Origin of the sequence: Anaerobiospirillum thomasii (assembly GCF_900445255.1) — a bacterium.
Classification (GTDB): Bacteria; Pseudomonadota; Gammaproteobacteria; order Enterobacterales; family Succinivibrionaceae; genus Anaerobiospirillum_A; species Anaerobiospirillum_A thomasii.
Genome location: NZ_UAPU01000007.1, coordinates 1,115,654 through 1,139,127, shown reverse-complemented (window position 1 = coordinate 1,139,127; position 23,474 = coordinate 1,115,654). Strand labels below are relative to the sequence as shown.

General features: G+C 40.2%; 17 protein-coding genes. 2 read left to right on the top strand and 15 right to left on the bottom strand.

Annotated features, from left to right (window positions below):
• Window positions 1-56: 56 nt before the first annotated feature.
• The 10 genes from DRZ93_RS12215 to typA form a co-directional block, all read right to left on the bottom strand.
• Window positions 57-1,190: a CobW family GTP-binding protein gene (locus DRZ93_RS12215; protein ID WP_113743377.1), complete on the bottom strand. Its 1,134-nt coding sequence runs from the start codon at window positions 1,188-1,190 to the stop codon at window positions 57-59.
• Window positions 1,187-2,179, bottom strand: coding sequence for an alpha/beta fold hydrolase (locus DRZ93_RS12210; protein WP_113746694.1), 993 nt, complete (start codon window positions 2,177-2,179; stop codon window positions 1,187-1,189). The genes DRZ93_RS12215 and DRZ93_RS12210 overlap by 4 nt, the downstream gene beginning before the upstream one ends.
• Entirely contained in the window at window positions 2,151-4,355 is a 2,205-nt protein-coding gene (spoT, locus tag DRZ93_RS12205) for a bifunctional GTP diphosphokinase/guanosine-3',5'-bis pyrophosphate 3'-pyrophosphohydrolase (protein ID WP_113746693.1), read from the bottom strand. The genes DRZ93_RS12210 and spoT overlap by 29 nt, the downstream gene beginning before the upstream one ends.
• Window positions 4,356-4,370: 15 nt before the next feature.
• Entirely contained in the window at window positions 4,371-4,658 is a 288-nt protein-coding gene (rpoZ, locus tag DRZ93_RS12200; RefSeq protein ID WP_113743380.1) for a DNA-directed RNA polymerase subunit omega, read from the bottom strand.
• A 123-nt stretch (window positions 4,659-4,781) separates the two neighbouring features.
• Window positions 4,782-5,420 (bottom strand): guanylate kinase, encoded by a 639-nt coding sequence (gene gmk / locus DRZ93_RS12195; protein ID WP_113746692.1) that lies wholly within the window; start codon window positions 5,418-5,420, stop codon window positions 4,782-4,784.
• A 36-nt stretch (window positions 5,421-5,456) separates the two neighbouring features.
• Entirely contained in the window at window positions 5,457-6,125 is a 669-nt protein-coding gene (yihA, locus tag DRZ93_RS12190) for a ribosome biogenesis GTP-binding protein YihA/YsxC (protein ID WP_113743382.1), read from the bottom strand.
• 27 nt (window positions 6,126-6,152) lie between these two features.
• Window positions 6,153-6,776: a DUF3334 family protein gene (locus tag DRZ93_RS12185; protein WP_113743383.1), complete on the bottom strand. Its 624-nt coding sequence runs from the start codon at window positions 6,774-6,776 to the stop codon at window positions 6,153-6,155.
• Window positions 6,777-7,098: 322 nt separating this feature from the next.
• Window positions 7,099-8,511: a sigma 54-interacting transcriptional regulator gene (locus DRZ93_RS12180; RefSeq protein ID WP_113743384.1), complete on the bottom strand. Its 1,413-nt coding sequence runs from the start codon at window positions 8,509-8,511 to the stop codon at window positions 7,099-7,101.
• 3 nt (window positions 8,512-8,514) lie between these two features.
• Entirely contained in the window at window positions 8,515-9,600 is a 1,086-nt protein-coding gene (gene glnL, locus DRZ93_RS12175) for a nitrogen regulation protein NR(II) (RefSeq protein ID WP_113743385.1), read from the bottom strand.
• Window positions 9,601-9,809: 209 nt separating this feature from the next.
• Entirely contained in the window at window positions 9,810-11,651 is a 1,842-nt protein-coding gene (gene typA / locus DRZ93_RS12170) for a translational GTPase TypA (protein WP_113743386.1), read from the bottom strand.
• Window positions 11,652-12,007: 356 nt separating this feature from the next.
• On the opposite strand from typA, the gene glnA reads away from it, so the two are divergent.
• Together glnA and DRZ93_RS12160 are read left to right on the top strand one after the other, a co-directional pair.
• Window positions 12,008-13,417: a glutamate--ammonia ligase gene (glnA, locus tag DRZ93_RS12165; protein WP_113743387.1), complete on the top strand. Its 1,410-nt coding sequence runs from the start codon at window positions 12,008-12,010 to the stop codon at window positions 13,415-13,417.
• Between the two features lie 60 nt (window positions 13,418-13,477).
• A complete protein-coding gene (locus tag DRZ93_RS12160; RefSeq protein ID WP_113743388.1) occupies window positions 13,478-14,401 on the top strand; it encodes a YihY family inner membrane protein in 924 nt (307 codons plus the stop codon).
• Between the two features lie 5 nt (window positions 14,402-14,406).
• On the opposite strand, the gene DRZ93_RS12155 is transcribed toward DRZ93_RS12160, so the two are convergent.
• The 5 genes from DRZ93_RS12155 to DRZ93_RS12135 are packed head-to-tail and all read right to left on the bottom strand — an operon-like array spanning window position 14,407 to window position 23,415.
• Complete coding sequence (locus DRZ93_RS12155) at window positions 14,407-16,782, bottom strand: AsmA family protein (RefSeq protein WP_113743389.1); 2,376 nt, start codon at window positions 16,780-16,782, stop codon at window positions 14,407-14,409.
• Between the two features lie 14 nt (window positions 16,783-16,796).
• Window positions 16,797-18,869, bottom strand: a complete 2,073-nt coding sequence (gene recG / locus DRZ93_RS12150; protein ID WP_113746691.1) for an ATP-dependent DNA helicase RecG — start codon at window positions 18,867-18,869, stop codon at window positions 16,797-16,799.
• Entirely contained in the window at window positions 18,869-20,062 is a 1,194-nt protein-coding gene (locus tag DRZ93_RS12145; protein ID WP_113746690.1) for an MFS transporter, read from the bottom strand. Before DRZ93_RS12145 ends, recG begins: the two co-directional genes overlap by 1 nt.
• A 5-nt stretch (window positions 20,063-20,067) precedes the next feature.
• Window positions 20,068-21,435: a CDP-diacylglycerol--serine O-phosphatidyltransferase gene (gene pssA, locus DRZ93_RS12140; protein ID WP_113743392.1), complete on the bottom strand. Its 1,368-nt coding sequence runs from the start codon at window positions 21,433-21,435 to the stop codon at window positions 20,068-20,070.
• A 42-nt stretch (window positions 21,436-21,477) separates the two neighbouring features.
• On the bottom strand, window positions 21,478-23,415 hold the full coding sequence (locus tag DRZ93_RS12135; RefSeq protein WP_113743393.1) for an aminopeptidase P family protein: 1,938 nt from the start codon (window positions 23,413-23,415) through the stop codon (window positions 21,478-21,480).
• Window positions 23,416-23,474: the final 59 nt, after the last annotated feature.

Genomic DNA, 23,474 nt, shown 5'->3' with positions numbered 1-23,474 from the left:
CCCCGGCAGTTCAAAATCATGCTGGGGTTTTTTATATACTTCCAAGTGGCTGATACTTATTCTATACCAGCCTCCTGCAGCATTTGCCTGTAATAGCCTATAGTTGACTCATCTGGGTTATTTAAAGCCTGTTCAAATATATGCTTTATCTGCTCTAAAACAGTCTGTCTTACGATAAAGACCAGCTTTGAGGTGTGGTCATCATCAGGCCAGTTATCAAGCTCTGTCAGAGGGTAGAGATTACCCTGAACTCCATGTATAACCACAGGCTTTTGCTGATTGGTAATATTGATAATACCCTTGATGCGCAAAATAGAGTCGCCATACTGCTGCTGAACAATGCTTATAGCTGATAGCAGGGCAAGCGCATCTATTGGATCCTTATGAACAATACAGAAACTGTCTATATTTGTATGAGCAATAATCTTAGGTTTGGCCAGACCGATAGACTCTTCAACCTTAACCGGTCTAAAAGATGTAGCTACACCGTCGATTTTTTTGATATTAAGCCATGAAGAGACTTTTTCTGTAGTTACACTAGGATTGTTCCTGTAAGGGCCTATATCGTCAATAATATGGGGGTCTATGTTGCCTTTTACTATAGGATAGATTTTGCATGAGTCATTTATCTTCTGTGTGACTTCATAAATTGCATCTATTTCATCCTGGTCGATAAGATCGGTTTTAGATATGAGGATAAGATCTGCAAGAGCAATTTGTTTTACAGCCTCATACTGTGTCTTTAACTGCTCTCTTACAAATTGACCGTCAAGAACAGTAACTGTACCGTCATAACAGAAATTATCCATGATAAACTCATCGGCATTGAGAGTTGAAATAACACCAGAAGGATCAGCAAGACCTGTTGTTTCAATTAGCACACGGTCAAATTTAGGTATGGTGCCGTTGCGTGATTTAGTCAGGTTCTGAACCAGACTGTCTACAAGCTCGCCCTGCAACTGACAACAGATACAGCCAGATCCTAATAGAACTACAGTATCATCTACAGCCTGAACAAGCTCATGATCAAGACCGACATCACCAAACTCATTGATTAAAACCAATGTATCTTTAAATGTATCTGAATTTACCCAGTTATTTAAAAGAGTGGTTTTTCCACTGCCTAAAAAGCCTGTAATAATATTAACTGGAATTCTCTTATCAGAATTATCATTTATAACCTGTGTCACTTTATAAATTCTCCGATTAAAAACTCAAGGGCTGCGCCCAGTGAAAGTGTCTGAAATTTGCTCTCTTCATTTAAAAGATCATGGTAGGCACCATGAGCAAGAAAAATCTGTGGGTTTTGATCAGATATGCTGTGTCTTTTAAAAAACTCTAAGGCATGGGTAGGGTTTACAACCTTATCTTCCATGGATATAACTGACAGAACAGGAATATCAGAACTAAAATCTTTCTCAAGCAGGTATTTTTGTTCAAGCATGGATTTATAGACAAAATTGTAGGTAGGCCCACCAGATGGCAGCTGTGGGTGCTGTGCATAGTATTTATGGTATTTCTCGTAGCGATACTGACAGTGTGTATGATGGTTTTGATTAAAAGGTATAAAAGAGTAATCTTTGCCGTGCGGAGTATAAGACCTCTTAAAGCCACACAGGGACATAAGCTTTGTAAAATTAAATAAGATAGAATCTGGCAGCTTAAAGTAAGGATATATAAAAGGAGCCAGCAGGGCCATCTTTTGTGGTTTGTTGTTATACCTGATGTAGTAACTAAGTGAGATAAGACAGCCAAGAGAAAATGCCATCAAAACGTAGTTATTAATATTAAGTCTGGATAAAATCAGATCAATATCATCTGTATATTCACTAAAACTTTCAATATGACATTTAGGAGAATCTTTAAAATAACGTGATGATTTGCCATTGCCTCTGACAAAGAGTATATAAATATTGATATTTATATCTTTAAGACAGTAAAGCAGATAGGCATATTTATATTCACACTCGCCACGACCCGGAATGATTACAAGATTCTGCGCAGCATCTACCTTGGTGACAGATAAAACAGAAAGGTTTAATTTACCATATGATATAAAGGTATTATCAACTCTATCAAAGAAGTACTCCTCAATAGCAGATTCATTTTGAATTTCATATTCAAGATCTTTAATCAAAGAGTGATTTAGTTTAACGTCTTCTAAAGATTTTAAGAACATTAGGTACAGCTTTTATTCTGCGCATTACACCAGCAAGATGTATTCTGTCGCGCACGGTAACGGTAAGATTTATGATATAAATTGAGTCTTCTTTGATATCTGAATTGATAGATTCAATACGTGAGCCTGCAACATCAACAGCATTGGAAATTTCTGAGAGTATTCCCTGTCTGTTTTCAAGCTCTATTCTAAGACCTGTCTGGAAGTCTAAATTTGATGCAACTGCAAGATCCCATTCAACATTTGTAAATTTATTAGGATCCTTGGACATATCTCTTATATTTGAGCAGTTGTAGTTATGGATGACAAGACCTTTGCCTGGGGTAATATGGGCAATGATATGATCTCCTGGAATTGGCATACAGCATTGGGCAAAGGTATAAGGAATACCGCTTGTACCAGTAATAGGCAGACCTTCTTCCTGAGAGTTAGGAATATCCTGCTGCAGTCTTTTAGCTACAATGGCAGTAAGAATATTACCCAAAGCTATATCTACAAAAAGCGAGTTGAGATCAGGCTTTTTAAATTCAGCAAGAATTGTGTCTATGGCGCTTTGTGGCAGAGACTCAATACGTATGCCTCCCTTAAGGGTATTTTGTAGCAGTCTGCGGCCAATAAGAACACATTCTTGTGTTCTAAGACCTTTTAGATACTGTCTTATCTTGGATCTTGCCCTTGATGTTACTGCAGATGACAGCCATAAGGCAGAAGGTTCGGCATTTGGTGAGGTTATAATCTCTACAGACTGACCAGACTCAAGCGCTCTTGAGAGTGGGAACATTCTGTGGTTGACTCTTGCGCCGACGCAGTGCTGGCCGATATCAGTATGTACTGCATAGGCAAAGTCAACAGGTGTGGCACCGGCTGGCAGATTATAAATCTTGCCATCAGGTGTAAACACATAAATTGCATCAGGGAACAGATCGGTCTTAACGCCTTCAATAAAGTCCATAGCAGATGAGGCGCTTTTTTGCAGATCTATAAGGTTTTTAATCCATCGCTGCGCATTTTTCTGCGCAGTGGTTGATGTTGGTTCTGAACCTTTTTCTTTATATGACCAGTGGGCAGCCACACCACGGGCTGACATCTGATCCATAAACTCAGTTCTTATCTGAATTTCAATTGGCACGCCATGAGGTCCTACCAAAGATGTATGCAATGACTGATAGCCATTGATTTTTGGTACTGCAATATAGTCCTTAAAACTGCCAGGGCGTGGCTTGAAGAGATTGTGCATATGTCCAAGTACTCTATAACAGGTATCTGTATCTGAGAGTATGATACGGAAGGCATATACATCCATAATTTCTTTAAACTGCAGTTCCTTGTTTATCATCTTCTGATAAATGGAGTAGATTTTCTTTTCGCGGCCAAGAACTCTGCAAGGGATTTTAACCTCATCAAGTCTATGCTTTATGGCGTCTTGTATATTGTTTACAATTTCTTTTCTATTGTTTCTGGCTTTGATTACAGCAGCTTTTAAAACTCTATAGCGCATAGGATAGAGAGCAGCCATGCCCAGCTCTTCAAGCTCTGATTTAATCTCTGATATACCTAGTCTGTTGGCAATAGGGGCAAAGACCTCAAGTGTTTCTTTGGCAATACGTTTTCTTTTATCTGGACGCAGATTGCCAATAGTGCGCATATTATGGGTTCTGTCGGCTAATTTAATCAGGATTACTCTAATATCCTTGGTCATAGCCAGAATCATTTTGCGGAAGTTTTCTGCCTGTGCTTCTCTGTAATCATGAAAGCGTAGTTTATCAAGTTTGGTAACACCATAGACAATCTGTCTTACTGTTGAACCAAACTCTTTTTCTACGTCAGCCTCAGTAATAAAGGTATCCTCAACAACATCATGCAGCAGAGCTGCAATTACAGACTCAACATCAAGATGCATACGGGCAATGATACTTGCCACTGCAATAGGATGGATAATATAAGGCTCACCAGATGCTCTTTTCTGACCATCATGAGCACGATCTGCAATTAAAAAGCCTTTGTCTATTTCACAGATGCGTGATAGGGGAAGGTATGAGCAGACAATATCGCGTAGAGGATTGTAGTAATTGTAATTAGGAGATGCTACAACATCTTTAGATGGTGCCGGATAATCATTATAATCAGATATACCTGCAGACGCTGTCAGTGTAGTATCTGTCTTTTCTGGCACCATAATCTATCCTTATATCTAGTTGAACATTTCAACACCATCTATTGGAGCAAACTCATTGTCAGCTGGCAGAGTTGATGTCTCACATAGATGTTCTTTTCTGTCTTGTTTATCTAAAAACTCTTCAGTAATCAGACCTTCTTCAATTTCGCGCAGGGCAATTACTGTAGGCTTATCATTTTCTTCATCAACAAGTGGCTTGGAGCCCTGTGTAGAAATTTGACGTGCTCGACGTGCTGCAATTAAAACTAAATCAAAACGATTTCCAATCTGGGCTACAGCATCTTCTACTGTTACACGAGCCATGTTTAATATACCTCTTAATAGAGAAAGTGGTTTAAATAATGTAATATTTAATTTTAAAGTAAATACAACCTTAAAATCAATAAAATTGACTTTATGTATTTGATATTAAATGGTTTAAAATGTTTACTTTGTCTCATTTGCGCTAAATGATGACAGTAAGTTACCATACTCTGCCTGTGCTTTTACAAGAGTAGATCTGCTTGATAGAACAATTGAGCGCAACTGACTTAAAGATGTATCAAAATCATCATTTACAATAACGTAGTCATATTCATTATAGTGAGATATCTCTCGCAAAGCTTTATCCATACGGCCTGCAATGACATCATCACTGTCCTGACCTCTGCTGACAAGGCGGTTTTTAAGCTCTTCAATTGAAGGTGGCAGAATAAAAATACCTATGGCATCTGGACTTTGCTCTTTGATAATACGTGCACCCTGCCAGTCTATATCCAGAAAGACATCATAGCCCTGATTTATCTGTTCCTGCACTATTTCCTTTGAGGTTCCATAGTAATTGTCAAAGACCTTGGCGTACTCATAAAAGGCATTACGCTCAATAAGAGACTCAAATTCTTCGATACTTACAAAGTGGTAGCTTACATGGTTTTCCTCAGCAGGACGTGGCTGACGCGTTGTATGAGAAATACTAAGTCGCATAGTATCATCATAATTAAAACGCTCAAGCAGTGCTTTAATTAATGATGTCTTGCCAGCGCCACTTGGAGCAGAAACAATAAATAGTGTTCCTTTGCGTGCCATATTATCCTCGTCTTTAAAAATGTTTGGTTAAATTATTTAATCTTCCTGAAAACCATCTTCAGCACCAAAATCTTCGGTGACAGGATTATACAGCTCAAACCACTGTCTTAAAACATTGCGTGTCTCATCAATACCGATTTTACGTAGAGCTGAAAAGGCAATTATGGTGAAATTACCGCCAAATTCCATAAGATCATATTTAAGATCCTTTATTGCCTTGGCTCGGGCCGAGCTTGAGAATTTATCAGCTTTGGTCAGAAGAATAAGGGCAGGCAGGTTTGCTGCAATTGACCAGTCAATAATAAGTCGGTCGTGATCCTTTAAAGGATGTCTTATATCCATGGTAACTACAATGCCGCGCAGAGCATTTCTTTTTTGCAGATATTCACTCATGGATTTTTGCCACTCTCGCTTCATGCTTTCAGGAACGGCTGCATAGCCATAGCCTGGCAAATCCACTAGGGAACAGCCCTGTGTTACCTCAAAGAGATTGATAAGGCGGGTACGGCCTGGAGTTCTAGAGGTTTTAGCAAGACGGCTCTGGTCGCAGATGGCATTTAAGGCAGATGACTTGCCCGAGTTTGAGCGACCTGCAAAAGCAATCTCAGCGCCAATATCAGGAGGCAGAGCCTTAAGATTTGGGGCACTTGTAATGAATTTTGTACGCCTAAAGTCAATTGGCTTTGTCGTAATTGTGTCGCTCATAGTAAGTCTCTTGTAATAAGGAATAAATTATTTGGATAATAAAGCCTGCTCAAGAATTTCATCAGGGCTTAGCTGTGAATGCTCCTCAAATTCTCTGACCTTGGTAAAGTCAGTATCGTCCATGGCAAGCTCAAGATAGAATACAGCTCCGCTGGCTGTCTTGAAAGTTATACGTCTTACAATTGGATTGTCTAAAGACATATTGATGTTAAGCTCGACGTGTTGCGGCAGAGTCAGCATTTTTGGCTGATTCTGTGTAATATGTGAGTGTAGCTCTGAGGAAACTTTACCTGTAAAGTTTCCTATAATCTGATTCATAAGCTCACCTAAAGTTGCCGCAACATCATCAGAAGTATAGTTTTGAGATATTTCATTGGCAGTAAAACCCATATACCTCATGTATGAAGAGTAGATCTCCATAGCAGCTTCTTTAGAGAAGTTGAGTACTACCATGCCTGAGAATGAGCCTGTGAATAAAACAAAGGTACCGATATCTGGACGCAGTGTGGTATGTCTAATTCTTTGTACCATTGGTGTGAAGGTAACTTTAACTTCAGCTGCAGTTGACATAACATAGGTAAGACTATCGCAAAGATGTAACATGATATCGCTTGATGTTATAACAACTTCCTTGAATGTATCGTCTGACATTTTCGGCTCCAATATAAAAATATGTAATTAAGTTTTCAGTTGTATAAAATTTAACAGCTTCGATTATGTGAACATTCTAACATCAAATATATATTTTTAGGCTTAATAAAAGAGTTTTAGATACAAATTACTATCTAGATGGTATGGTTAAAAAAACATAATAAAGACCATGCTCTGTCACCTGTAAACTTGACGGTGATCTTGATTTAAGATGGTGTCTATGTGCTCATACGTATTGATAAGATAAAAAACTCTATTAACATATACGCTGTTAATAGAGTTTTTTTATACAGGAGTTACTGCAGCTTACTGCTGCATTGTGTTATTTGAGGTTAAGCTCTTTAATTTTGCGGGTTAAGGTATTTCTTCCCCAGCCTAAAAGCTTTGCTGATTCTTGTTTGTGATTACCTGTAAATGCCAGAGCTGCCTCAAGCATAACTCTTTCAAATTCAGGAACAGCCTCAGCAAGAATATCTGTCTCGCCTGCTTTGAGTCTGCCGTCAACCCAGTTTCTAAGTTGCTCTTGCCATGATACGGGCTCTTTTGATGTGCCTGTAATTGAAGTGGCAACTTTGACTTGTGCTGTCTTGGCATGTAAAAACTCAGATGGCAGATCTGATAGTTGAATATCACGCCCTGTAACCATAATGGTAAGGTATTTACACAGATTTTTAAGCTGACGCACATTGCCAGGCCATGGCTGACGGCACAGAAATACTAAAACCTCTGATGTAAGTTTCTTTGGTTCAGTATTATTCTCAATGGCGCACTGAGTTAAAAAGTGCTTAGCCAGCATAGGAATATCGTTGTTTCTGTCTCTAAGTGGAGGCATATTGATGTGAATTACATTAAGTCTGTAATACAGATCGGAAATAAAGCCTTCATTTTCAACAAGCTCTTCAATACTCTTTGAGGTGGCAGCCACAATACGCACATTGCACTTGTGAGGCTTGGTAGCATCAATAGGCATATATTCGCCACTTTGCAGAACCTGTATAAGTCTTGTCTGTGAGCTTATAGGCATTTCACTGATTTCATTGATAAACAGTGTACCGTTGTTGGCCTTGAAAATAGCACAGTCCTGCTGTGACTCCTCAGAGCCGAAGATTTCAAAGTCAATTGAATCTGCAGGCATGGATGACATATTGACAGAAATAAAAGGACCTGACTGTCTGTCTGAGTGATTGTGCATGGCAAGAGCTACTAGCTCGCGGCCTGTGCCTGACTCACCGTGGATAAGTACAGGTACCTCGGTCTTTGAGACACGGCCAATGAACTTGAATACCTCCTGCATGGCAGGTGATTTGCCGATAATCTCTGCATCACCTAGAAGCTGCTGATCATTCTGATCTTTTTTATTTTGCATATTGACTCTATGCACGGCTGCACGTCTTATAAAGCTTATGGCCTGTTCAATATCAAAAGGTTTTGGCAGATATTCAAAGGTGCCTTTTTCATATGAATCAATAGCGGCGGTTAAATCAGAGTGAGCTGTGATAATGATAAAAGGTATGTTCTTATCAACATCATGTACCTTCTGAATAAGAGAGATACCATCAACACCTGGCATATTTATATCAGAGACAATAACATCAGGTATTTCTTTCTTTAAAGCCTCAAGGGCCTCCTCGCCATTCTGAAACAGACGATGTGATATAGAGTTGACATCAAGTGCCTTATCAAAAACGAAACGAATACTTGCATCGTCGTCAATGACCCAGATCATTGGATCCATAAATTACGCTCCTTGTTTATTTTTTTCTTTGCGAAGAGGTAACAGTATTCTGAATGTTGTCTTACCTTTTTCACTTTCGCAGTCAATTGTGCCATTGTGTCTTTCTATGATACTTTGCGCAATTGAAAGACCCAAACCATTACCGTCCTGCTTGGACGTTACCATAGGATAGAAAATTGTCTCCCTTATATTCTCAGGGATGCCAGGTCCATTATCAGTAATATCGATAGCAATGGACATGGAGTACTTAATCCCATTGATGATCATGCCTGCCATAGCGCGAGTTTTGATTTTTACAATAGGATGCACTGTTTCTGAGTCATTTAAAGCCTGTACAGCATTGGAGATAATATTGAGCAGTGTCTGCTCAATAGCATCCATATCCATCTTGATTTCAGGCAGAGAAGGATCATAGTCCTTTTCAAAACGTATCTTGCCTTTAGTCTCCATGGATTCAAGAGATAGTACTTTTTCAATAATGTAGTGAATATTGCAGTCCACCAGCGGATTTGGTCTTTGCGGACCCAGCAGTTTATCAACTAGATTCTTAAGTCTGTCAGTCTGATCGATTATGACCTTGGTGTATTCTTTTAATGTGTCATCTGAGTTATAGGTCATCTCTAGCAGCTGAGCTGCACCTCTTATACCGCCAAGAGGATTCTTGATTTCATGGGCAAGGGATCTTATAAGATCGCAGGCTGCAAGATGCTGTGTTCGTCTTTGGAAGTTGTCATTGACCTTTTGCATATAGTCAATGGATTTGATTTCAACCACCAGACCTTTTCCTTTACCACCATATGAGGTGATATTCATATCTACACGCATCTGAGTGTGAGGCTCGGGGCTGATTACTATATCAGAGGCAGTAAAGCCCTGAAAGTTTGGTTTTATAGAATTTGACAGACTGTCGAGCAGATTCTTTTGTTTCTTGTCTATAAGATCTGTAAGCTTTAAAGTCAGCAGTTTGCTCTGAGACATGCCCAACAGCTGCTCAGAGGCTGTATTTGCAAATACAATACGTAAAGCTGTATCTGTTACAAGTATTGCTGTAGCGATGCTCTCAATTATAGCTTTAGGATCGTATTGCATATAACACCCACCGATTAATTATATTAGCGGATCCATTTTAGTGCATTATCACAATTATTGATATAAAAAAATACTTATTAGCTAAAAACCGCACCAATAAAAACACAAATGCACCAAAATAGAAATAGACATTTATAGACTTTAGGCAAAAAAAAGCCGATATTGAGGCTTATGTCAATATCGGCTGTATCTTTATATCAATAAGTTTTTTATTCTTCAGCTTTCTTACCGCCGGCAGCTCTGAAGGCTTTGACACGATCCATCTCTGAGAGGAATTTCTTTCTGATACGAATGGACTTTGGTGTTACCTCAACTAGCTCATCATCATTGATAAACTCAAGAGCCTGCTCAAGTGACATATGCACAGCAGGGGTAAGGATGATGTTGTCATCAGAGCCTGCAGCGCGTACGTTTGTCAGCTTCTTGGTCTTAAGGCAGTTTACAGTAAGATCGTTGCCTCTGTTGTGCAGACCTATAATCTGACCTTCATAGATTTCCTCGCCGGCATCTACAAATAGACGGCCACGCTCCTGCAGGAACCACAGGGCGTATGGTACTGATTTACCTGTATCGTTGGAGATAAGAACGCCGTTGACACGCTCACCAATGGAACCGCCAACAAAGTCGTCATACTCTTCAAAGGTGTGATACATAAGACCTGTACCTGAGGTTAAAGTCATATATAAAGTCTGGAAACCTATAAGACCTCTTGATGGAATTCTGTAATCAAGACGTACACGGCCCTTGCCATCAGGTGACATATTCTTAAGTTCACCCTTGCGACGGCCTAGCTCTTCCATTACAGAGCCCTGGCAGTTTTCATCAAGATCTAGAGTCAGTACCTCATATGGCTCAAGAACTTTGCCGTTTTCATCTTTATGTAAAATAACCTCAGGGCGTGAAACACCAAGCTCATAGCCTTCACGTCTCATCTGCTCAATGAGCACAGACAGGTGCAGCTCCCCACGACCGGATACCTTGAATCTGTCTGCATCAGTAGTGTTTTCAACACGTAAAGCTACGTTGTGCACGAGCTCCTGACGTAATCTTTCCTCAATATTTCTTGAGGTGATGAACTTACCTTCTTTACCTGCAAAAGGAGAAGTGTTGACACAGAAGTTCATAGAAACTGTAGGCTCATCTACAGACAGAGCAGGTAGTGCCTCTACATTTTGTGGATTGCAGATAGTATCTGAAATCTTAAGCTCACCTAAACCTGTTACTGCAATAATATCACCGGCTGAGGCCTCTCCAACCTCGCTACGGCGCAGACCAAGATAACCTAGCACCTGACCTATACGACCCTGTCTAGTCTGACCGTCAGCACTTACAATGGTTACAGGCTGATTGGCTTTGGCTTTACCACGGGTAACACGGCCTACACCGATAACACCAACATAAGAGGTAAAGTCAAGTGATGAGATCTGCATCTGGAATGGACCTTCACTGTCAGCCTTAGGTGGTGATACTTTCTCTATAATGGTTTCAAAAAGAGGATCCATGGTGTTGCCATGCTCATTAGGATCAAGTGAAGCCCAGCCTGATAAAGCAGATGCATAGATGATAGGGAAATCAAGCTGTTCATCTGTAGCACCAAGATTATCAAAGAGATCAAAAACCTGATCTATAACCCAGTCAGGGCGGGCGCCTGGTCTGTCGCACTTGTTGATAACAACAATAGGGTTCAGACCCTTGGCAAATGCCTTCTGAGTTACAAAGCGTGTCTGTGGCATTGGACCGTCAACTGCATCAACAAGCAGCAGCACACAGTCTACCATTGACATAACACGCTCAACTTCACCGCCAAAATCAGCATGTCCTGGGGTGTCTACGATATTGATTCTGTAGTCATTGTAATTAATGGCTGTATTTTTTGACAGAATAGTAATGCCGCGCTCTTTTTCAATGGCATTTGAGTCCATCACGCGTTCCTGACCAAGCTCAGTTCTGTCAAGAGTGCCCGACTGGCGTAAAAGCTTATCAACTAAAGTTGTTTTACCATGATCAACGTGGGCTATGATCGCAATATTGCGGATCTTTTGTACATCCATGTTTATAAACCTGTATTGACTTTGAGGAGATTGCCCTCTGATGAGTATAAAAATGTGTGAGTATTTTAACGTATTTATCTATTTTTGCTTGCATATTTATAAAAAAAAATTGCAAAGCATAGATTTATAAGGACTAAAAGCGTGCAAATTTGATAAATTGAGGCAAAAAAGCCGTATTTAAAGTGGAAAGTAATTGTATATAGTAAATATAGATTGTGAGATATCTTGGCTATCTGTTAAAATTATACAAAGTTAAATATGATCTAAAAAGATATTTTTAGATTCCCCGCAATTTACAGGTTTCAGTTTAGTAATACCAGTTCAAAACCTTAGATTTAAGGTTCAGGAGATAATTTATGTCAGTAACTGAGGTGCTCGAGCTCATTAAAGATAACGAAGTAAAGTTTGCAGATCTGCGTTTTACCGATACCAAGGGCAAAGAGCAACATGTCTCTATCCCTGCAAGCCTTATCAATGAGGACTTCTTTGCTGAGGGCAAGCTTTTTGACGGTTCATCCATGGCAGGATGGAAGGGAATTGACAAATCAGACATGATTTTAATGCCTGATCCAGACAGTGTACATATTGATCCTTTCTTCCTTGATCCTACCATTATTGTTCGCTGCGATGTTCTTGAGGCAGATACAATGACAGGTTATGACAGAGATCCAAGATCTGTAGCCAAAAGAGCAGAAGAGTATCTGCGTTCAACCGGTTTAGGTGATGAGGTGCTGGTAGGTCCAGAGCCTGAGTTCTTCCTTTTTGATGATGTCAAGTACTCAACCAAGATGGGTGGCTGTATGTATCAGGTGGACGATTATGAGGCTGCCTGGAATACAGATGCTGAATATGAGCAGGGTAACCTTGGTCACCACACTTCTGTAAAAGGCGGTTACTTCCCTGTACCTCCTGTAGATCCATCTCAGGATATCAGATCAGAGATGTGTCTGGTTATGGAGGATATGGGTCTTGTAGTTGAGGCTCACCACCACGAGGTTGCAACCTGTGGCCAGAATGAGATTGCCACCAAATACAATACTCTGACCAAGAAAGCCGACGAGGTTATGATTTACAAGTATGTTGTGCACAATGTAGCCAATAAGCACAACAAGACAGCTACTTTCATGCCAAAGCCAATTTTTGGTGACAACGGCTCAGGTATGCACTGCCATATGTCTATTGCCCGCAATGGTGTAAACACATTTGCCGGTAATATGTACGGCGGTTTATCTCAGGAAGCTTTATGGTTTATAGGCGGTATCATCAAGCACGCCAAGGCCCTGAATGCTTTCACCAACCCATCAACCAACTCATACAAGAGACTAGTACCACACTTTGAGGCTCCTGTAATGCTGGCTTACTCAGCATCCAACAGATCTGCTTCTATCCGTATTCCTGTAGCTCAGAATCCAAAGACTGCCCACATTGAGATTCGTTTCCCAGACTGCATGGCCAATCCTTACTTATCATTTGCCGCTATGCTGATGGCTGGTGTTGACGGTATCTTAAACAGAATCAATCCAGGTGATCCTATGGATAAGAATCTGTATGACTTACCACCTGAGGAGGCAGCAAGCATTCCACAGGTAAGTGGTTCTCTTGAAGAGGCTTTAAATGCTCTCGAGCAGGATCATGACTTCCTCATGGAAGGCGGGGTATTTACCGAGGATATGATTCAGGCATATATTGCTATCAAACGTGAAGAGGATACAAGAGTAAGACAGATTCCTCACCCAGCAGAGTTTGAGCTTTATTACAGTCTGTAACTAACTGATGTTTGGGCCTCCTCTAGTAGGGGGCCTTTCACTTTAAGGAGCAGGTACTTTGTGAAAGAGTTAATTCTTTTTTTTATTTCACGCATCAAGCGTGATGATATAGCCCTTCATGCCTCTTCTTTAACCTTTACCTCAATTCTGGCTCTGATCCCTGCTATGACTATAGTCGTGTCGGTCTTTGCCATGGTTCCATCTTTTAGCCACATCAAGGCACAGCTTGAGGTTTTTGTTAAAGACAACTTTATGCCTGTCTTTTCAGAATCAGTATCTGAAAATGTAGCACGCTTTGTAGCTCATGCCGGATCTCTTACTGTAACCTCAACTGTAGCACTGATAGTGGTATCTCTGCTTTTAATCAGAGCTATAGACAATTCATTAAACAGGATCTGGAGAGGTGGAAAAAGACGTATAGGACTTACCTTTTCAATCTACTGGACACTGCTGACTGTAGGTCCTCTGGCCTTGGGTCTGTTGCTTTATCTGTTTACCAAGATTCTTGATCACTCTTTAACCGTAACAGAGATAGCAGGAGCCGTAAAACTCTTTTACTTTATATTTCCTATTCTGATTGAGATAGGTATTCTTGCAACTATCTATATGACAGTTCCTGTAGCTACAGTTAAACTTAAAGATGCTATTTCAGGTGCTGTTATTACCACCATTATCTTTGAGTTCTGCAAAAAGCTCTTTGCCAGCTTTATCTTGAATTTCTCTGATTATGAGGCTATTTACGGTGCTCTTGCTGCTCTGCCTGTGCTTATGATCTGGATTTATATCAACTGGTGGATTGTGCTTTTAGGTGCAGAATTTACTGCCTGTTTGGGTCTGGTGCGTGAAGGTCAGGATGATAATATTCCAAAGCTTATTCAGCACTATGTAGCTATGACAGGGCCAATGCATGGCTCATATAAGGTAGTAAATAAAAAGCGTAACATTAATATCAAGGTAAGCTCTAATAAAAATCAGCAGCCTTAAGAGAGCTAATTAGCTTTGTTATCCTTATTCTGGGCACTGTCTTTTACAGCAGTGCCTTTTTCTTTGCCTTCTTTAGCGCTTTGAGTATTCACCTTATTTTTGGAGCTGTTATCAGCTTTAGCATCTGTACTCTTTGTAGTGCTGTCAGGCTTTGTCTTAGCGCTTGTATCTTTGGATGCCTTGCTATCAGTACCTGTCTTTACAGGACTCTTATCAGCTTTAACAGCATCTGCTTTTGACTCTTTGCTGTCAGCTTTAGCCTCAGCTGTAGAGTCTTTAGATGCCTTATTATCTATCTTTGCTTTTACAGGACTCTTGTCGGCTTTATTTTCAGCCTTAGTCTCAGTATTTTGTGCTAAAGGTGTGTCCTTTATCAGGCGATCTTGTGGCTCTTTGGCATTAAGATCCTTTTTGATAAAAAGACCTGGTCTTTGCTCACCTCGTTTTTCAGGCTTAATCTTAAAGATTAAATCGTTATCTTTAAGACTGGCTTTAACTGTGGTTTTACTGTCTCCGCCGAGGCTTTTGAAGTAGCCTTCAAGTGAGACGGTTTTATCTTTAAAGTCATATTTGCCAAAGGCTGTAAGATCACAGCTTGAAAGAGAAGAGTAGGCTGAGACATTAAACTTGGAGTTTTTAATATTTCCCTCAAGTTTAAGCTTGTTAAGACCTACGTCGGCATCTGCAAGAGCGGTTAAAAGCGAGGTATCAGAGAGGGTATATTCTGACATATCGCCACCGTTTATCAGATCAAGACCAAAGTCAGATACAAGCAGGCTGTCTGAGTTGACAAGCAGATGCCCCTGCAACTTGCTAATATCCTTAATGTCAGAGCTTTTAAGCTCCAGGTCCAGATTTATACGTCCTGCAAAGAGATTTTTTAACAGAGATGAATTAAGCTCTGACATATCAAAGTTATGAGCATGTACTAAAAGATAGCTGCGCCCTCTGTTTGTAGATATATCGCCAGACAGAGCCACAGATGACTTTTTAAATGTTAACTCAGGTATTGCCAGAGTAAAGAAATCATCAGTAAGTGTAGCAATTGAATATATTCTCTTTATATATAAATCAGAATATAAAAGAGATGAGCTTTCTATATTGATAAGACCTGCTGGATCTCCTTTGATGTCATCTGCTTTTAAGGTAACGCCGGTTATAGTGGCATTTAACTGTCTTATAGACAGTGGCATAGATGTTATAAAGGATAAAAAGCTTATATTGTTTAATCTTGTATTATTGATTTTAAGCTCTGAGAAATACTGCTGTGAGGTCTGCATCTCAGATAGTATTTCAGGTGTCAACTCAACTTTGCATCCATTGAGCTCAAGAGCATCAATAGTAATGACAGGATGAGTATCTAAACTGCTGATCTTTGACTCAAGTCTGACTTTACCCTCAATCACATGTCCCTGTAAATCAAGAGCCATTGATTTTGAGTTGAATTTTAAATTGATATTACTGTCAGTAAGAGCTGGTAGATTCTTATACATAATAGAAGCAGCCTTGCCCTTAAAGGTACCCTTCCAGGCCTTATCTGCGTAGCTTATATTGCTAAATTCACCTGAAATATTATTGATGATGGTTTTACCGCTGTGCAAGAATGTATCAAAGACTCTGCCGCTTTTTAAAGTAAGTGAATAGTCACCTGATGATGGCAGGTTTTTTAAAATCAGCTTGGAGGCAATAACGTTTTCTGCATCTATCTTCTTGCCTTTAATACTGACCTGAGCCTGTATGGTGCCGCCTAATGTCTGCATAGACAGATTATCAAGATAGACAACATCACCATGTTCTCTTAGATTAAAGCTTAGGGTTTTAAACTTAAGATTATGTGCAGAGCCGTTTTGCAGATTGTACTGCATTGAGCTAAAGGACAGATCCTTGCCATAGCTTAACTGTCTTATATCTAGATCGGCCTTTTGTGAGTGCAGATTAGCAAAGTTTACTGGTGTATCCTCAATATGCACTCTGTGTGCAAAAATAGTATCAAATGAGATCTTAATGGTATCTGTAATGCTACCTGCCTTTTTAAACTCAGGCTTTTTAATATACAGATAATCAATAATAAGGTTGTTGTTTCTTAAAGCCTCAAGCACGTCATACTCAAGATAAAGCTCATTGATATTAAAGTCTTTGGATTTAACATTAAAGAGCTTTAGTGTGTTTGGATATATGGCTGAAAACTCGACTTTTTCAATTTCGACGCTGCTTCCGGTTCTGCTTGAAAGAAACTGCTCAAGAGGCTCTTTTATCTTATTGCCATTAAAATACAAAATAGCGGCAAGACAGAGAATAAAAAGACCTGCAAAGGTATAGGCCAGGGTTTTTAAAATTATACCGCTTTTACCTTTTTGTTTTGTTATACGTCGTAAAGCCATACCACACCTTAAGCTCAGACCTGAGGGAACCAGCGCTGTTTTAGTTTGTTAGATAATGTCTCGTCTTTAATGATTTTCATGGCTGCATCGCGTGAGCCGTTAATCAGCTCATTGTCACGGGAGACATCTGCAACCTTAAAGGTATTAAAACCAGACTGCGCATTGCCTATAACCTCACCAGGACCTCTTAATTTAAGATCCTCCGTGGCTATCTCAAAACCATTGTTAGTGCTCTTCATTACACTAAGACGTGATGATCCTATCTCGGTCATAGCCTCACTGCTGTAGACTAAAATACAGTAAGACTGCTTGCTGCCACGTCCAACACGTCCTCTTAACTGATGCAGCTGAGCAAGACCCATGCGCTGCGATGATTCTATAATCATTACTGAGGCATTAGGTACATCCACACCTACCTCAATTATAGTTGTTGCTACTAAAATAGAAATATTTCCATTGATGAATTCATTCATAATTGTGCGTTTTTGCAAATTATTCATCTTGCCGTGCAGCAGGCCGACGCGATAATCTGGAATCTGTTTTTGCAGATAGTTGTAGATTTCATTAACGGAAACACAGTCGCTGTTTTCATTCTCATCAATGGCAGGACAGACCCAGTAAACCTGTACACCCTTATCAAGGAGCAGACGTACACGCTCTACAAGCTCAGAGCGCCTTGTGTCCTGCAGTGTAGTGGTTATTACAGGGGTACGGTTTGGTGGCAGTTCATCTATGGTTGAGACATCAAGATCAGAGTATAAAGCCAGCTGCAGAGTACGTGGTATAGGTGTTGCTGTCATAATCAGCAGATGGGCTGCCAAACCCTCAGGAGCCTTGTTCATTAAAGACAGTCTTTGATCTATGCCAAAACGATGCTGCTCATCAATGATAACACAGGCAAGATTGTTATAAATTACATCGCTCTGATATAAAGAATGTGTGCCTATAATAATTCTGGCCTCACCAGATCTAATCAGGTTTAAAGCATGGCTGCGCTCCCTGGCACTTTGTGATGAATGCAAAATGGCTATAGGTATATTAAATGCCTGCAGAATCTCATTGAATTTAAAAAAGTGCTGCATAGCCAGAAGCTCGGTAGGAGCAAGCAGGGCTACCTGCGCACCATTTATGGCTATCTGCAGTGCCACCATTATGGCAACTAAAGTTTTACCAGATCCTACATCGCCATGCACAAGTCTATGCATAGGTCTGCTCTGTGAGATATCCTGCATGATTTCATCAAAAACCCGTATCTGAGCGTGTGTAGGTTTAAATGGTAAAGAGTCAAGCAGGCTGTCATTGAGCTTATGATTGAGATTAAATTGAGGAGCCTCTTTGGCATCTAGCTTTTCTCTAAAAGAGAGCAGCATGAGCTGATAGGCTATAAGCTCCTCATAGCACAGTCTTTTAAAGAAAGGTTCAAGCTCAAGAATAAAAGGTTCATGATTATCATTAGGATATGGATTATGGCACAGCTGCAGAGCCTGATTGATGTCTAAATCAAAAGGATTTAAAGGTTTGGGCAGAAGCTCTTCAAAAGGCTGTAGTTTAAGCAGGTTCAAAGCCTCACTCTGACATTTGCGCATAATCTTCTGAGGCAGCTTATCTGTCAGATGATATACAGGAGTCAGTGTCTTTGACAGATTGATATCTTCATTATGCTGTAAAAATTCAATCTCAGGGTGCATGATATTAAGTTTGCCATACATATCATATTTGGCCTGACCTAATATAAGCAGTTTTTTGCCGCGGGTGAAGTTCTGCATAAAGGACATATAGGTATTGAAAAAAATAAGATCTATACGTCCACTGTCGTCTTTGACATTGACCTTTAGAATCTTGGCGCGTGAGGCTGCCATGTTATTTATGCCCTCTACAGTACATAAAAGCTGTACAGAGTGTCTTTCCTCTTTGATATCTGCAATCTGTGTAATAACGGTTCTATCTTCATAGCGATAGGGCATATTGAAAATAAGGTCATAGATTGTGTATAGGTTCAAGTTGTTAAATTTAAGAGCAAACTTGGGACCCACACCTTTTAAATTGGTAAGTGGTGTTGTCTGATACTGAATATCTGAACCTGCCATTATATCCGCCTATTTATATAAGTCTGTCTGTGTCTTATCAGAGCATAAAAGCCAATGGCTATAAGAGTTAAACCTGAAATAAAAAACATAGTGTTGAGATCTTTTAAATAACTGGTGACATAGGCAAGCAAGGGACCTAGCATACAGCCATATTGTCCTGCCATGGTTAGAATACCAAAGCCTCGTCCTCTAAAGTCAGGTTTAGTTACGATACTTAAAGATGCGTTTACAGATGGAATAATGCCACAAATAAAAATACCCATGCAACAGGCAAGAATCATCATCGAGCTTATTTCATCAATCATGCCCTGTAAAAATAAAAACACTCCGGCTCCGACACTGCTTAAACACAGCGTCATAAAAAATCCTTTGCGCTGTCCCATCTGTCCCCATACAGGCGAGGTAAAGGCGCCCACACACGATGGAAGTGAGCAGATAATGCCAGAGTAGAGCACAACCTTGCCCTCATGACCCTGAAGCGAGGTTATGAATAAAGGCAGTATGGACTGTATGGCCAGCATTACCACAGAGAAGATAAAGGTAATGATTAAAAGCTCTGAGATCTCCTTGGTCTTAAAGGCATAGCCAATATCCTCAAAGATAGAGCTATTGTGGATGCTGTCTTTTATCTCCTGCTTGTCATCTGGCATGATAATAGTGATTATTGAGACTAAAAGTAAAAAGCATCCGGCGATGACAAAGGTCATACGCAGACTTGTGATGGAGGCTAATATTCCCCCTATAAGAGGTCCACCTACTGTACCTATAAGATTGGCTGACTGTATATAGCTTAGTGATTTGCCAAGCTTGTCAGGCGGGGACATTGAGGAGACAATAGATAGTACTGTTGGCAGATAGCCGTTGGCAAAACCCTGCAGCACACGCATAAAGAACAGCTGCAGAGGGGATGTTACAATACTGCCTGCACTGTAGGCTAGAGTCAGCATCACAGATGATCTGATAGCCATAGACTTTTTGCCATGTATATCAGAGAGCTTACCCCACACCGGAGCCATGGTGCCGCCTATAAAAAAGCTTATGGCAAAAATTATAGAGCTCCACAGTGTAACATTGTCAGAGTTTGCACCTAATTCCAGCAGATACAGCGGCAAAAAAGGTACAATCATTGTATAACTTGATGCAGTAAACAGTATGCAGAAAGTATAAATATATAGCCTTGTAGTCCAGCTCATACGAACTATAAAAGTTGTTTTATGATGAGAGACGCTCTAAAGCGTTTAACCTTATTTAAAACTTTTTTAACCTGCTCTGGGTATTGCTCTTCAGACTCAAAATCACTTGCTTTGCTGATAGTATGTGTATGCTTTAATATAAACTGCTTTTCGTGACTGAATTTTTCCTGCATCAGATGATGAGGATCGTAGAGAATCAAACCGTTTTCCAGATCAAGAGCCCAGGCGCGAGGATTTAAATTGTTTCCTGTAATAATAGCGTAGTTTCTATCAATGTAAATACCTTTGAGGTGATAGGTATTGATGCCGTCTTTCCAGATATGCACCTTAAGCTGACCTGAGGCAATTTTATCTTCATACCTTCCGACAAATTCTCTTATATTCTGTTCATAGATATAAGGAACAGCTCCTACAACAGAAAATGGCTCATTTTCATGTATGAAAAAGTCATTGGCAGTTTTATCACCAACTACAAGGGTAATGTTTATACCACGATCAAGTGCATCCTCAATAGCTTTTAGTACAATCTTTGGAGGATTAAAATAGGGAGTACAGATAAAGGCCTCATGTCTTGCAGCTGATATCAGCCACAAGATAGAGCGGTTCAGGGCATTGTTGCGTTTGCCAAGACCGGCCAAAGGAGTAATGCCTATTTCATCCTTTTTAATTTTCTGATCTTTGATAACATACTGTGTTTTAGTCAGATGACGGCGCAGCTGACGTATTTCATCTCTTATATCCTTGGCATTTTTAACTTTGCCCTGTGAAAAATCCTGTACGGCAAAATTGATATGAAAAGCCGCTGTTGCATAGGTGCACATGGCATCAGCAAGACTCTGTGATCTTATCTCATGATAACGATCAAGGCGGTAGCGGCCTTTAGCCCCAAGGTAAACATCATTAATCGAGGCTCCTGTATAAATTACGGTATCATCAAAGACCATGCCCTTGGCATGCATGACGCCAAAGATTTCACGTCTTTTAACAGGAATGCCGTAAATTGCAGGAGGATGATTTATATTTTCAGCCATTCTATAGTAAAGCTCACAGTTGCCAGACTGTGGACCTTTACCTATAAGTCCACGCTGAGCTCTGTGAAAGTCCACATAGATTCTGATATGCAGTTTAGGATTTCTCTTTTGTGCCTCATACAGGGCATTTATGATTTCCTGACCTGTAGCATCGTCTTGCAGATACAGTATGGTCATTAAAATGCGATTCTGTGCATTTTTAATAAGCTCTAAAAGTCGCTCATGAAAATGACTAGGCTTTTCTAAAACATCATAATCTCTGGCCTTTACAGCAAGTCTTGGAAGCTGCATAAGTCTTGTTTGACTGTATAACGAATTTGGAAGAGCCTTTTTAAAAAACATATTTAATGCCTGATTTAATGTATATTTATTAAAGTATGTAGCCTATATGGCCTTACATGCCTCAGAGAGCCAGGTTATCTCTATGTCTGACATAGTGGTACCTGCTGTTTTTATCATGGTATATACTCGCTGATGATAGTTGTTAAGCCACTCTCTTTCTTTGGCCATGAGCATTTCACGCACAATTAGCCTTGAGTCAAAAGGTACCAGCGTCAGCGGGGCAAAACACAGCATATCAGTAAAGCCTGGAATATTGCACTGCTCAACAGCTACAAGATTCTCAAGACGAATACCGTATTCGCCTTCCTTGTAAAAGCCAGGCTCAATAGAGACCACCATACCTGCCTCAAGAGGTACTGTAGACTGCTTGGATGATATAACCTGCGGTCCTTCATGTACACATAATAAATGGCCTACACCATGTCCTGTGCCATGATCATAATCAAGACCAAGATCCCACAGCGGGCGTCTTGCTATGGCATCAAGCTGCAATCCTGATGTGCCCTTGGGGAAGATGGTGGTGCTAAGAGCAATATGGCACTTTAGCACAGTTGTGTACATCTGTTTGAATTCATCACTGACCTCAGGGCCTACCTGTACTGTTCTTGTAATATCGGTTGTACCCTCAAGATAGTGGGCGCCTGAATCTATAAGATAGGTTGCATCATCTCCAAGATATTTGATCTCAGATGCCTCGGCATGATTGTAGTGACACATGGCACCATTGGCACCTATGGCTGATATAGTATCAAATGATGGCTCAAGGTAGTCACCTTCTACCTTTCTAAAACCCTCGGCTCTGTCAGATAGCTCCTCTTCATTGATATCACCTACACGGCGTTTATAGCTTTCAATATCTATGTGGTTGTCAAGAGCGGTAATTTCATCAAGCCAGGCTAAAAAGCGGCACATGGCTATGCCGTCTTTGATATGGGCTTTGTGCTCTCCTGCAATTTCAATAGGGTTTTTACAGGCCTTTGGCAGTTCACACAGTCCAAGACCTTCAACCACATTGGCACCGCCTTCTAAAAGCTTTAACATCATATGGGCAGTGGTTGAGGCTGGATCTATATATACAGTACAGCTTGAGGAGCATAATCTTTCAAGCACATCATCAAATCTGCTCTCTGGGAATATATCCACATGTCCAAAGTGGTTTTCAAGCTCACCTTGTATATTGTCATCAAGATGATCCTCATCTATATACCACTCAAGAGCCTCATTGGAATAGGCTACAAGACGGCAGTTGATAACAGGCAGATTTTTTCTGTCGCGGCCTCTAATGTTAAGCAGCCAGCATATACTCTCAGGTGAGGTGATAATGGTGGCATCAAGACCAAGACGTCTTATTTCACGGGCCAGATTCTGTCTTTTGTGAAGACTTGGCATGCCATTGTACTCATCAGGGTAGATTTGTACTTTGGAAATAACTCTCTGCGGTCTGTCCTCCCAGATCAGATCGACAAGATTGCCGTTTATCTTGGCTAAAGTCAGATCATGCTCGTTAAGGCTTTTTTGGATCTTTAAAAAGCTTTTGTAGTTAATGCAGTTGGTATCTATACCAACAATGGCATTTTTAGGCAGTATCGCACCTAAATATGTAGCAATATCAAGTTCTTTGATATTAATGGTGTCATATATTTGAGTATCGACCTGCTTGGTGACCTGAACCTGATAGCGGCCGTCAACAAATACTGCAGCCTTACCCTGTATGGTAATGTCATTATCCTGCAGGTTTTTAAGAGTGATAGGCTCTTTTACTATATTGCTGTCTTTTTGTGTATTGACAATGCAGACAATACCGGCTGAGCCTGTAAATCCTGTCAGATATGCTATGCGCTGACAGTCATCAGTCAGATCGTGAGAGAGATATTCATCATCATGATTTAAAATCAGTGCATCAAGTTTTTTCTGATGCATGGAGTCGATTAAAAGAGACAGTCTCTCTGCATAGTTATCAGTTTCTATTTGTTCAGTCATATATAAAAAAATAAATGTTGTTTTGAGGCATTATATACGCAAGTTTTAATCTTTAAAAG